The 12034-nt window shown below is 67.8% G+C and carries 9 protein-coding genes; all 9 read right to left on the bottom strand.

Annotation, left to right across the window (positions count from 1 at the left end; translation table 11 throughout):
- Positions 1-42 precede the first annotated feature (42 nt).
- The 9 genes from V6B97_RS11530 to V6B97_RS11490 all read right to left on the bottom strand — a co-directional run bounded on the left by V6B97_RS11530 (position 43) and on the right by V6B97_RS11490 (position 11979).
- Complete coding sequence (locus V6B97_RS11530; RefSeq protein ID WP_333506658.1) at positions 43-723, bottom strand: DUF3313 domain-containing protein; 681 nt, start codon at positions 721-723, stop codon at positions 43-45.
- Positions 724-725: 2 nt separating this feature from the next.
- The gene (locus V6B97_RS11525; protein WP_333506657.1) at positions 726-3872 is read right to left on the bottom strand and encodes an efflux RND transporter permease subunit; all 3147 of its coding nucleotides are present in this window, start codon (positions 3870-3872) and stop codon (positions 726-728) included.
- Between the two features lie 30 nt (positions 3873-3902).
- On the bottom strand, positions 3903-5129 hold the full coding sequence (locus tag V6B97_RS11520; protein WP_333506656.1) for an efflux RND transporter periplasmic adaptor subunit: 1227 nt from the start codon (positions 5127-5129) through the stop codon (positions 3903-3905).
- A 38-nt stretch (positions 5130-5167) separates the two neighbouring features.
- Positions 5168-6778, bottom strand: a complete 1611-nt coding sequence (locus V6B97_RS11515; RefSeq protein WP_333506678.1) for an efflux transporter outer membrane subunit — start codon at positions 6776-6778, stop codon at positions 5168-5170.
- A gap of 520 nt (positions 6779-7298) precedes the next feature.
- A complete protein-coding gene (locus tag V6B97_RS11510; RefSeq protein WP_333506655.1) occupies positions 7299-8036 on the bottom strand; it encodes a sulfite exporter TauE/SafE family protein in 738 nt (245 codons plus the stop codon).
- 246 nt (positions 8037-8282) lie between these two features.
- Positions 8283-9245, bottom strand: a complete 963-nt coding sequence (locus V6B97_RS11505; RefSeq protein ID WP_333506654.1) for an ABC transporter ATP-binding protein — start codon at positions 9243-9245, stop codon at positions 8283-8285.
- Between the two features lie 10 nt (positions 9246-9255).
- Complete coding sequence (locus V6B97_RS11500) at positions 9256-10065, bottom strand: ABC transporter permease (RefSeq protein WP_333506653.1); 810 nt, start codon at positions 10063-10065, stop codon at positions 9256-9258.
- A 190-nt stretch (positions 10066-10255) separates the two neighbouring features.
- A complete protein-coding gene (locus V6B97_RS11495; RefSeq protein ID WP_333506652.1) occupies positions 10256-11107 on the bottom strand; it encodes an ABC transporter ATP-binding protein in 852 nt (283 codons plus the stop codon).
- Positions 11104-11979, bottom strand: coding sequence for an ABC transporter permease (locus V6B97_RS11490; RefSeq protein ID WP_333506651.1), 876 nt, complete (start codon positions 11977-11979; stop codon positions 11104-11106). Before V6B97_RS11490 ends, V6B97_RS11495 begins: the two co-directional genes overlap by 4 nt.
- Between the last annotated feature and the right edge of the window lie 55 nt (positions 11980-12034).

Below are 12034 nucleotides of genomic sequence, written 5' to 3'. Positions count from 1 at the left end.
TCCCCGCGGGGGAAGGGTCAACCCCCACTCCCCGCACGGGGCCTACGGGCGCAGGTTGCCCGCCTTGAATTCCGCCAGCCGCTTGCCCAGCAGCTTGGCCCAGTACTCGCAGGCGTCCTGGGCATCCTGCATGGACCCGCGCAGGGGGGCCTTGGTGCCGCTGCGGCGGTCCACCGCGGCGGCAAGCTGGGCGCCGCTGCCGCCGTCAAGCATCTCCATTTCCATGGCGGCCTCGCCCACGCCGATGTGCTCGCCGCTCACGGCCCGGCTGGCCCCGGACACGGCGATGCCGATGGGAATGATGGACGTCAGCGTGCCGCTGACCGGCTCGCCGGGCACCAGTTCGGTCAGGGCGGTGCGCAGCACCAGCACGCGCGGGCCGGGTTCGGCCACCACGCGGTAGCTCTTGCCCGCCTCGCGCACCAGGGCATCGCCGAACAGGGTCAGCAGCGCGTCCAGTTCCTTGGCGTCCACGCCCTTGAACGGCGCGTCGGGCTTGATCCAGGCCTTGGGCCGGTCGATGAGCACGGCGTCGTAGTCCTTGGCGTTGACGCCGGACTTGATCCAGATCAGCCCGGCCTGGTCGTCGCGCCCCTGCTTCAGCTTGCCGTAGTCCTTGAGAAAACCGGAGGGCTCCGCCTCCATCTTGTGCGCTGCGCAGCCGGTGACCGCGAGCAGCAGGGCCAGGGCGATACACGACGTGATGCGGGAAACGATGGTCATGGCTACCTCTGATGGGCGTTGTCGGGTTGCGCCTTGGCGCTCGGCGGCGTGCCGCGCTCGCTCAGGCGTTGGATGACGGTGAAGAAGACCGGCACGAACATGACGGCGAGGAAGGTGGAGGCCAGCATGCCCCCGAACACCGCCGTGCCCAGGGCCCGCTGGCTGGCCGAGCCCGCGCCCGAGGCGGTGAGCAGCGGCACCACGCCCAGGATGAACGCGAACGAGGTCATCAGGATGGGCCGCAGCCGGGCGCGCGCGCCTTCCACGGCGGCCTCGGGGATGGACATGCCCTTGTGCATGCGCAACTCCCGCGCGAACTCCACGATGAGGATGGCGTTCTTGCTCGCCAGCGCGATGAGCAGCACGATGCCGATCTGGGTGTAGACGTTGTTGTCCATGCCGCGCGCGGACACGGCGATGCAGGTGCCCAGCAGCGCCAGCGGCACCACCAGGATGATGGCCGCCGGGGCCGACCAGCTTTCGTACTGGGCGGCCAGCACCAGGAACACCAGCAGCACCGCCAGGCCGAACACCGCGAAGGCCTCGTTGCCGGTGGCCTTTTCCTGGTAGGCCATGGTGGTCCACTCGAAGCCCATGGTGGACGGCAGGGTGCGCCTGGCCATGTCCTCCATCAGGGACAGCGCCTGCCCGGAACTGAAGCCCGGCGCGGCGGAGCCGATCAGCGAGGCGGCCGGGTACAGGTTGTAGCGGGTCACCACGTCGGGCCCCACCACGTCGCGCACGCCGGTCATGGCGCCCAGGGGCACCATGTGGCCGTCGGCGTTGCGCACCTCCAGCCGCCCGATGTCCCCCGCCTCCAGCCGGTAGCGGCTGTCGGCCTGCACGCGCACCTGGTACGCCTTGCCGAACTTGTTGAAGTCGTTGACGTACGACGAGCCCAGGTAGGCCTGCATGGTGCTGAACACGTCGCTCAGCTGCACCCCGTGATCCTTGACCTTGGTGCGGTCCACGTCCACGTACAACTGCGGGGTGCGGGCGGTGTAGGTGGTGGCCACCCCGGCAAGGCCCGACTGCCCCCGGCCGGCCCCGATCATCTCGTAGGCCGCGTTTTCCAGCGCCTGCGCCCCGGTTGCGGCGCGGTCCTGGACCATCATCTCGAAGCCGCCCGCGTTGCCCAGCCCCTGGATGGGCGGCGGGGTGACCACCAGGACCATGCCTTCCTGGATGGCGGCGGTCTTGCGGCGCAGGTCGGCCACCAGCTTGTCCTGCGTCAGGTCGCCCCGTTCGGCCCAGTCCTTGTACATGACGAAGACCGTGGCCGAGTTGGGGGTGTTGGCGTTGTTCAGGATGGACATGCCGCCGAAGGTGATCCAGTTGGCCACGCCCGGTGTTTCGGCAAGGATGGCGTCGAGCTTGGCGGTCACCTCGCGGGTGCGCGACTGCGACGACGCGCCCGGCAACTGCACCGCCATCAGCGCGTAGCCCTGGTCCTCGTCGGGCAGAAAGCCCGTGGGCAGCGACGAGAAGAACCAGAAGGTGACCGAGATCAGCCCCACGAAGACCAGCATGGTGGTCCAGGCGTGGTGCACCATGGTCTTCAGCAGCGCGACGAAGAACCGCTCCACCGCGTCGTACGCCTTGTTGAAGCCCCGGTAGAAGGCGTTGCGCCCCGGCACGATGGGCTTCAGGAACAGGGCGCACTGGGCGGGGGTCATGGTGGCGGCCAGCAGCGCGCTGACCAGCGCGGTGGAGGCGATGACCAGCGCGAACTGGCGGTACAGCTGCCCGGTGATGCCCGACATGAACGACGCGGGCAGGAACACGCACGACAGCACCAGAGTGATGCCGATGATGGGGCCGAACAGCTGCACCATGGCCTTCACGGTGGCGTCGCGCGCCGAATCGCCGTGCTCCATGTGGTGCGCCGCCCCTTCCACCACGATGATGGCGTCGTCCACCACGATGCCGATGGCCAGGATGATGCCGAACAGGGTGACCAGGTTCACCGAGAAGCCCAGGGCCATCATGGCCATGAACCCGCCCAGGATGGTGATGGGCACCACCGTGGCGGGCACCAGCGTGGCCCGCCAGTCCTGCAGGAAGATCAGGATCACCGCCAGCACCAGCACGGCCGCCTCGAACAGGGTGTGGTACACCTGCTCGATGGCCGCCTCGACGAAGCGGGTGGTGTCGTAGGGGATGTCCCAGGCCACGCCGGGCGGGAACTCCTTGCCCAGGCGCTGCATGGCGGCGGTGACCTTTCCGGCCACGTCCAGCGCGTTGGCGCCGGGCAGCTGGTAGATGATCACCAGCGAGGCGGGCTTGCCGCTCTTTTCGGCGTACAGGTCGTAGGTCTGGCCGCCCAGTTCCACGCGGGCCACGTCGCGCACCCGGACGGTGCGGCCGGTGGGGCCGCCCGTGGCCGTGCGGATGATGATGTCCTCGAATTCCGAAACCTCGGAAAGCCGCCCCTGCGTCTGCACCGTGAACTGGAAGTTCTGGGTGTCGGGCGCGGGCTGCGCGCCGATCTGCCCGGCGGCCACCTGCACGTTCTGCTCGCTGATGGCGTTGACCACGTCCCTGGTGGTCAGGCCCAGGCTTTTCAGGCGCGGGGCGTCCAGCCACACGCGCATGGAATAGCTGGCCGCGCCGAACACCATGGCCTCGCCCACGCCGGGGATGCGCGCCAGTTCGTCGCGCACCCGCAGCGAGGCGAAGTTGCTCAGGTAGAGGTCGTCGTGGCTGCCGTCGGGCGAGGTCAGCGTCACCACCTGGAGGATGGCGGTGGACTTCTTCTTCACCGTCACGCCCTGGCGCTTCACCTCGTCGGGCAGGCGGGCCATGGCCACGTTGACCCGGTTCTGCACCAGCACCGTGGCCATGTCGATGTCGGTGCCCAGGGCGAAGGTGATGGTGAGGGAATACGTGCCGTCGTTGGCGCTCTTGGACGACATGTACAGCATGTCCTCCACGCCGTTCACTTCCTGCTCGATGGGCGCGCCCACCACGTCGGCCAGCACCAGCGAGTTGGAGCCGGGGTAGATGGCCTTCACCTCCACCGTGGGCGGGGTGATGTCCGGATACTGCGAGATGGGCAGCGTGAGCAGCGACACGACGCCGATGAGGATCAGCACGATGCCGATGACGTTGGAGAGGATGGGCCGGTCGATGAAGAACTTGGCGAACATGGGGGCCTCGCAGGTGGGAGTGTGGTGCCGCTATCCGGCGGGCCTGGCGGCGGGCTTGCCGTCTCCCTTGCCGTCTCCCTTGCCGCCTTGGCCCGCGCCGGGGGCCGCCGCGTCGGCCGTCACCGGGTCCACGGGGCTGCCGGGCCGGGCGCGCTGCATGCCGTTGACCACCACGCGGTCTCCCGCCTCCAGCCCCTTTTCCACCACCCGGTAGCCGTCATGCAGCGAACCAAGCTTCAGCGGGCGCTGCTCGGCCACGTTCTGCGCGTTGATGACGATGACGTACGAGCCCGACTGGTCCTGCCCCAGGGCGCGTTCCGGCACCAGCAGCGCCGCGTCGCGCCTGCCCATGGGCACGCGGATGCGCGCGTACAGGCCGGGCACCAGCCGCCCCCCGGTGTTGGGGAAGATCCCGCGCAGCAGCAGCGTGCCCGTGGACGGGTCCACCGTGGGGTCGGCGTATTCCAGCCTGCCCGCATGGGGAAAGGTTTCCTCGTCGGCCAGGGCCAGTTCCAGGGACAGTTCCGGCGGCGCTCCGGTCTTGCCGTTTTTGGGCTTGTCTCCCATCAGCCGCAGCAGGTCGCGTTCATTGATGTTGAAGTACACGTGCACCTGGTCGCGGCGCACGATGGTGGCCAGCCGGGTCACCGCGCCGGGGCCCACCACGTTGCCGGGGTCCACCAGGCGGCGGGTCATCTGGCCGTCGAAGGGGGCGGCGATGCGCGTGTAGCCAAGGTCGATGCGGGCCGTCTCGATCTGGGCGCTGGCCCGGCTGATGCCCGCCTTGGAACTGTCCCGCTGCTGCTGCCAGCGCACCACGTCCGCCTCGGACCCGGCCTTCTCGGACAGCAGCTTGCGGCTGCGGGCCAGTTCCGTCTCGGCCCGGTCCAGCGCGGCGCGCTGCACTTCCAGTTCCGCCTCGGCCCGTTGCAGGGCCGCCTGGAACGGTTCCGGCTCGATGAGGAACAGCGGGTCGCCCTTGCGGACCATGGCCCCGTCGCGGAACTGCGCGGTGCGCAGCACGCCGGTGACCCGGGCGGTGATGTCCACCGACTCTACCGGGGCGATGGTGCCGGTGAACTCCATGTACTCGATCACCGGGCCCACCTTGGGCGGCGCCACCGTCACCCTGGGCGGCGGGGGCGGCACGAAGGCGTTGCGCGAATCGCACCCGGCAAGGGGAATGACGGCGAGGACGGAAAGCAGGGCCAGAAACGCCGGGCGGAGAACCTGAAAAACGAGGGGATGGCGCGTCATCGGAATCTCCATGCGAACGGGGTGTGTTCCGTGGGCTTCTAGAGGTCGGGCAGGCGGACATCGCCACCGGCGGGCACGGCGCCCTTCTCGCCGGGCAGCGCGCCCCAGTCGGTGCGCGCGCGCATCTCGCGCAGCGTTTCGAGCGGGATGGGTCCGCCCTCGGGCAGGGTGCGCCAGCCGCCGCCCAGCGCCTTGAACACGGCCACCAGGCTCTGGCTGATCTCGCCCCCGGCCTGGGCCAGAGCGTCCTGACGGGTGGAAAGGTCGCGCGCGGCGGTGAGCACCGTGGTGAAGTCGGTGGAGCCTTCCTGGTACTGGACCATGGCCAGTTCCAGCGACCGGGCGGCGTCGGCGGCGCTTTCGGCCAGCAGGGCCGCCCTGCCCTGCGCATTGAGGTAGCGGTCGATGCCGTCCTCGGTTTCGCGCAGGGCGGCCAGCACCGTTTCGCGGTAGGCCGTCAGGGCCTGCTGGAACCGGGCGTCCTGGGCCCGCACGTTGTTCACGATGCGCCCGTAGTTGAACAGCGGCAACGTCAGGCTGGGGCCGCCGTAGGCCGTGAACCCGTGCGAGAAGGTGTCGCCCGTGCTGAAGGCGCCCACGTTGCTGGCGCTGAACCCCACGAAGCCGCCCAGGGAGATGGCCGGATAGAAGTCGGCCTTGGCCACGCCCAGCCGGGCGCACTGCCCGGCGGCCGCGTATTCGGCCTTGCGCACGTCGGGTCGGCGGCGCAGCAGGTCGGCGGGAATGCCCAGCGCCACGCCGGGCGGGGCCATGGGAATGGGGGCCAGCCCCAGTTGGCCGGAGATGTCCTGCGGCGGCTTGCCCAGCAGCACGCACAGGGCGTTGCGGGCCTCGCGCAGCGAGTGGGCCAGACTGGGGATGTAGGCTTCGGTATCGCGCAGCAGCGAAAGGGCCTGGCGCATGTCGCGCTCGCTGGTGGCCCCGTAGTTGAAGCGGGCCGTGGCGATGCGCAGGCTTTCGCGCTGGATGGCCACGTTGTTGTCCGCGATGGCCAGTTGCTGCTGCAACGTGCGGTACAGGACGTAGGCGCGGGCCACCTCGGCCGTCACGGCCACCATGGCCGCCTCGTAGTCGGCCGCGGCGGCGCGCAGGTCGGCGTCGGCTGCCTCCACCCCGCGCCGGTACTTGCCCCAGAAGTCCAGCTCCCACGCGGCGTCCAGCCCCACGCTGGTCTGCACGTAGTCGGGGTTGTTCCTGCCCGTGCCCGGCTGGGGGGCCGTGGGCGCGCGGTCGCTGGGATGGGTCCAGGTCAGGCCGCCGGTGGCCTGCTGGCGCTGCGGGTACAGGTTGCCCACGGCAACGCCCAGGCGGGCGCGGGCTTCCAGCACCCGCAAGGCGGCCACCTGCAACGAAAGGTTGCCGCCGCGGGCTTCGGCCACCAGCCCATCCAAGGCGGGGTCCCCGAAGGTGCGCCACCATTCCTCGCTCACCTCGCGGCCAACGGAGACGCCCGGCGCGGCGGCATCCTGCCATCCGGCGGGCATGGCGGCGTCCGGGGGGCTGAAGTCGGGCCCCACCTTGGCGCAGGCAAACAGCATGCAAGGAAGAAACAAAAGCAACAGGCAGCGGACAATGGCTGCGGAAGAACATGCCTCAGGAACGAAAGAACGGACAGGCAGCAGCGGCATGGACAATAGCGTCATGGGCCATCCTCTTTTCCGCAGGCAGAAAGGACAAGATAAGTCTACTTATCATTATCCATGGTTACGGCGTTAGAGCAATTAGTTTTTCACACTTCTTCCCCCTCTCAGGGAAAAAAAATGGACAAGCCCTGTCGGAAAGGACGGAAAAACCGGAAAGAACCGGATCGACACTATGGAGGGGGAAGGAGTCTAGTCCGATCTGGACAGATAGTGCATGATAATTTTCCCGCCCGTACACGCATTGCGTTCCAGGGCCAGACGTTCATGCCCGTGGGGAAGGAAACCATGCCCTATCTGAATGACAACATTGCGGAAAAAAAGCGTATGAAAAAGCGGACAGACCGCCGCGGGGCTGCGCCAGGCGGGTTGGGGCGGCACCGGAGCAAACGGTGCGCAAGCGTACATGGAAGACAGGTGCGGAAGGGGCGGCGAATCCGATGACGGGCGCGCCGCGCAGGCGGGGGAAGGGCGGAAAACGGACGGTGCGGCGCTTTTCCGCGCCGCCTCAGAACCCCAGCCCCTGCCGGACGAGGTTGGCGCCCATGACCAGCAGCATCACGAACAGCGCGCCGTTCAGGTTGCCGTCGGGCAGACGCCTGGACAGGACGATGCCCGCCCACCCGCCAAGGATGACCGACGGCAGCGAGGCGGCGAACTGCAGCAGCGTTTCCGCCGACTGCACCCCGGCCAGGGTCTGCGCCGCCACGATGATGGTCCCGCTGACGATGAAGAACACGCCCAGCGCGGCCTTGGTTTCCTGCGGGGTGCCTCCCCGGAAGGAAAGGTAGATGGCCAGCGACGGCCCGTTGATGCCGTAGGCCGTGCCCAGGCTGGTGGAAAAGAACCCGGCCACGGCCGCCCACACGCCATGGAGCGCCCGGCGGCCGGGCTGCGAACACAGCAGCCCCCACAAGGCGTAGGCCATGAGCAGCCCGCCGAGGCCCAGGCGCAGCCCGGCATCGGGAATGTGGCGCAGCATCAGCACCCCAGCCAGGGCTCCCGGCAGCCCCCCCGCCGCCAGCGGCCACACGCCCGCGTCGCCGTTCAGGTGGTGCCGGTAGCTCCAGGCCATTTGCACGTTGAGGGCCAGCACGATGAGCCCGGAACTGGGCACCGCCACGGCCATGTCGTTGCCCAGGGCCACCACGGGCAGGGCCACCAGCGCCGCGCCAAAGCCGACGATGTTGTTGATGAAGCCGCCGAGCCACCAGCCCAGCATGGCGATGAGCAGTCCTTCGGTCATGGAGCGCACGTGGCGCAGGGCGTGCGCCGGTTGAAGATGCTGAAGCCGCCAGCCGCCGCGCGGGCAGCCGTCGGGGCAGCCATATGGACGGTCCGCCGCGAACGCCCGAAACAGGTCGGGGCGGCCCGCCGCAATGGTCAGGGACCGCCCCCATACTGCCCGATACCGCCCTGTATTGCCAGATGCGGCCAGATGCGGCCAGATGCGCCAGATGCGGCCGGAAGCGTCTGCCCGGCTACTGGCCGGCTACCGGCCGGACACCGCTTCGTCGGCCCGCGGTTCAGCCGGTACATCCGGCGGGGCCATGTCGTCCAGTCCCAGGCAGGTGGGCTGCGCCTGATCCTGCCCCATCTGGGAGCAGGCTTCAAGGAAGTCGGCCGCGTTCACCGCGCCCGAGGCGAACGACTTCATGGCCTCCTCGTGCAGCAGTTCCAGCGCCTCGAACTTGCAGCGCTGGTACTCGGCCGAGGTCATCATGTCAAACGTGCGCGGCCGGGGCAGGTTCACCTGGAGCACCTTCTTCACGCAGGCGGGCCGGTTGGTGAGGATGAGCAGGGTGTCGGCCAGGAAGATGGCCTCTTCCAGTTCCGAGGTCACGAACAGGTTGGTGCCCCGGTGTTCCTCGAACAGCCGGACGTAGTATTCCTGCATCAGGGCGCGGGTCATGGCGTCCAGCCCCCGGAAGGGCTCGTCCATCAGCATGACCTTGGGCCGGTTGATCATGGCCCGCACCAGTTCGGCGCGGCGCTGCATGCCGCCGGAAAGCTGGGCCGGATACTTGTCCTTGAAGTCCTTCAGGCCCACCAGTTCCAGCAGCTTCATGGTTTCTTCGGCGTAGTCCCGTTCCGGCAGCTTGCGCTGCACGCGGGGGCCGTAGCTGACGTTCTCGAAGGTGGTCATCCACGGGAACAGCGCTGTTTCCTGGAACACCACCAGCCTGTCCGGCCCCGGCCCGGTCACCGGCTGGCCGTCGATGAGCACCTTGCCGGAATCGGGCGTTTCGTAACCCGCCAGCGCGTTGACCAGGGTGCTCTTGCCGCAGCCGGAAGGCCCGATGAGCACGGTGAGCCTGCCCTTTTCGAGCACGAAGGAACAACTGCGCAGCACCTGCTTGCGCAGCGGCCCCACGCCGAAGCCCTTGGCCACGTTCTCCACCACCATTTCACCGGCGCCCATGCCGGGCGCGAATTGCGTCGTCGCGGTGTTCATTCGGCCCCTCCTAGAATACCCGCAGCCACGGCGTCAGCCTGCTGCCGATGAAGCGGATCAGCGCGGACGACATGTAGCCCGCGATGCCGATGCTCATCATGCCGATGACGATCAGCGGGTACTCGCCCGCCACGTAGGCGCGCCACGTCAGAAAGCCCAGGCCGGAACGGCTGGCGATCATCTCTGCCGCCACCACCACCGCCCAGGTGATGCCCATGCCCACGGTCATGCCCACCACGATGCTGGGCAGGGTGGCGGGCAGCATCACCCGCCAGAAGATGTCCGAGCGCGACGAACCCAGCGAGTGGGCCGCGCGGATGTAGCGGATGTCGATGCTGCGCGCGCCGCCCACGATGTTCAGCACCACGGTGAAGAACCCGCCCAGGAACACCACGAACATCATGGACATTTCCGACGTGGGCCAGAAGATGACCGACGCGGGCACCCAGGCCAGCGGCGGAATGGGACGCATGATCTCGAACACCGGGTAGATGAGCTCGCGCGCGGTGCGGTTCATGCCCATCAGCAGCCCCAGCGGAATGCCCAGCACCTGGGCCAGCACGAAGCCGGACAGGATGCGCAGGCAGCTGTCGCGCCAGGACAGCCAGTATTCCTGGCTGACCAGTTGCCTGCCCAGCGCCGCCAGCACCGACGAGGGCGAGGGCACGTTGCCGATGATGGGCACGTGCAGCCAGGTGCACAGTTCCCAGACGAGGGTGAACACGACGATGGCGGCGATGCCGCGCGCCGTGGATATGTTGGCGATCTTCCTGCGGCAGCGGGTCCAGTTGAACCCTTGCGCGAGTACGGCTGTGGTCATGATGTGTCTCCGCTGGTGTCCGGTGGTGTACGAGGCGGCGGTCCGGAATACCGGGACTGTCTCCAAAGCAGGATTTTCGTTCGTTGGCGAGGAAAACGAGCCTGCCATGAGGGAGCATACTCTTATCGTATTCGACCGATATGGCAGGCGACGTTTGACGACGCCAACGGGCGAAAAGACAATTTGGAGATCAGGCCATTTCGCGTTCGCCCGCCCTGAACGCCTTCAGGGCTTCCTCGTGCACGGCCTCGATGCATTCCTTCTTCAGCTTGATGTACTTCGACGAGGACAGCACGCGGAAGTCGCGCGGCCTCGGGATGTCCACGTCCAGCACGGTCTTGATGCGGGCCGGGCGCGTGGTCATGATGTACACCTTGGTGCCGAGGAAGATGGCCTCTTCCAGGTCGTGGGTGATGAAGAAGATGGTCTTGTTGCTGCGGTCGTACACGTCGAGCAGGAACTGGTGGACCACCGTCTTGGTCAGGGCGTCCATGGCCCGGAAGGGCTCGTCCAGCAGCAGCACGCTGGGGTCGGTCATCATGGCCCGGGCTATCTCCACCCGGCGGCGCATGCCCGACGATATCTCGCTGGGGTAGTTGTTCTCGATGCCCTGCAAGCCCATCTGGGACAGCAGTTCGCGGGCCTTGTCGCGCGCCTCGCGCTCGGGCATGACGCCCTGCACCACCGGGCCGAAGGTCACGTTTTCCAGCACGTTGTACCACGGGAACAGCGCCCCGTTCTGAAAGACCACGATGCGGTCGGAGCCGGGCGGGGGCGTCTTGCCGGGGGCGCACAGCAGCTTGCCGTCCAGCAGTATTTCGCCGGAGGTGATGCCGTGAAACCCGGCGATGGCGTTGAGCAGCGTGGTCTTGCCGCAGCCCGAGGGGCCGACCACCACGCAGAACTCGCCCGCCGCGATCTCCATGGAGCAGTTGTCCACCGCCAGCACCCTGGCCCCGTCCGGGTCGTACACCTTGGACACGTTGCGGATGCTGATCTGCCCGCGCGGCGCGGGCATGGGAAGCGCTTCTGCCGTGTTCATCGGATTTCCTCCCTGACCTTCCACTGCATCAGCCGGTCGCCCACCATGCGGATCAGCGCGCTGCTCAGCCAGCCGATGACCCCCAGCGTCACCATGGCGATGACGATGACCGGGTACTGCACCATGATGAACGAATTCCAGATCAGGTAGCCGAGGCCGTATTCCCCGGCCAGCATCTCGCCGGCCACCAGCGAGAACCAGGCGAAGCCCATGCTGATCTGGAGCCCCGTGAAGATGAACGGCAGCGCCCCCGGCAGGATGACCTTGAGGAACACGTGGCGGGGCCTTGCGCCCAGCGAATGCGCCGCGCGGAAGTACACCTCGTCGATGGATTCCACGCCCAGCAGGGTGTTCAGCACCGTGGCGAAGAACGACCCCAGGAAGGTCAGGAAGATGATGGACGCCTCGCGCCCCGGCCACATCAGGATGGACAGCGGCACCCACGCCAGCATGGGGATGGGGCGCAACGTCTCCAGCAGCGGGAAGGTGTAGTCCTTGAAGGTCTTCTTCCAGCCCATCATCAGCCCCACGGGCACGCCCAGGAACGTGGCCAGGAAGAAGGCCTGCAACACCCGCCAGATGCTGGTCAGGATGTGCTGGTAGTATTCGGGGGTGTACAGCGAGATGCCGTAGGACGGATCCGGCGACACCCATTCCTGGTACACGCCCACGGGACCCGGCAGCTTGTTGAACCACGGCACCTTCAGTCTTTCGGTCAGCAGGTACCACAGGAAGATGAAGCCGACGATGCCCAGCAGGTTCAGATAGGGGGCGGCGCTTTTCAGCCATTCCCGGAGGCAGAACAGACTCACCTCCAGGGAACTGGGCGCTGCGTCGTTGCGGGTGGCGGTGGCGGCGCTTGCGGTGCTCACGAATTCCTCCGGCTTGGTTGGCCGTCCGGCCCGTTTTGGGAAGGAAGCGGCCGGG

Origin of the sequence: Nitratidesulfovibrio sp. 1201_IL3209 (assembly GCF_036763125.1) — a bacterium.
Classification (GTDB): domain Bacteria; phylum Desulfobacterota; class Desulfovibrionia; order Desulfovibrionales; family Desulfovibrionaceae; genus Cupidesulfovibrio.
This window is presented reverse-complemented; position numbering and strand designations above follow the sequence as displayed.

What these genes read in the sequence shown, in the direction of transcription:
- V6B97_RS11520 (WP_333506656.1), bottom strand. Translation starts at nt 5,129, where the DNA reads ATGACGCGCCATCCCCTCGTTTTTCAGGTTCTCCGCCCGGCGTTTCTG.
- V6B97_RS11510 (WP_333506655.1), bottom strand. Translation starts at nt 8,036, where the DNA reads ATGACCGAAGGACTGCTCATCGCCATGCTGGGCTGGTGGCTCGGCGGC.
- V6B97_RS11505 (WP_333506654.1), bottom strand. Translation starts at nt 9,245, where the DNA reads ATGAACACCGCGACGACGCAATTCGCGCCCGGCATGGGCGCCGGTGAA.
- V6B97_RS11495 (WP_333506652.1), bottom strand. Translation starts at nt 11,107, where the DNA reads ATGAACACGGCAGAAGCGCTTCCCATGCCCGCGCCGCGCGGGCAGATC.
- V6B97_RS11515 (WP_333506678.1), bottom strand. Translation starts at nt 6,778, where the DNA reads ATGCCGCTGCTGCCTGTCCGTTCTTTCGTTCCTGAGGCATGTTCTTCC.
- V6B97_RS11530 (WP_333506658.1), bottom strand. Translation starts at nt 723, where the DNA reads ATGACCATCGTTTCCCGCATCACGTCGTGTATCGCCCTGGCCCTGCTG.
- V6B97_RS11525 (WP_333506657.1), bottom strand. Translation starts at nt 3,872, where the DNA reads ATGTTCGCCAAGTTCTTCATCGACCGGCCCATCCTCTCCAACGTCATC.
- V6B97_RS11500 (WP_333506653.1), bottom strand. Translation starts at nt 10,065, where the DNA reads ATGACCACAGCCGTACTCGCGCAAGGGTTCAACTGGACCCGCTGCCGC.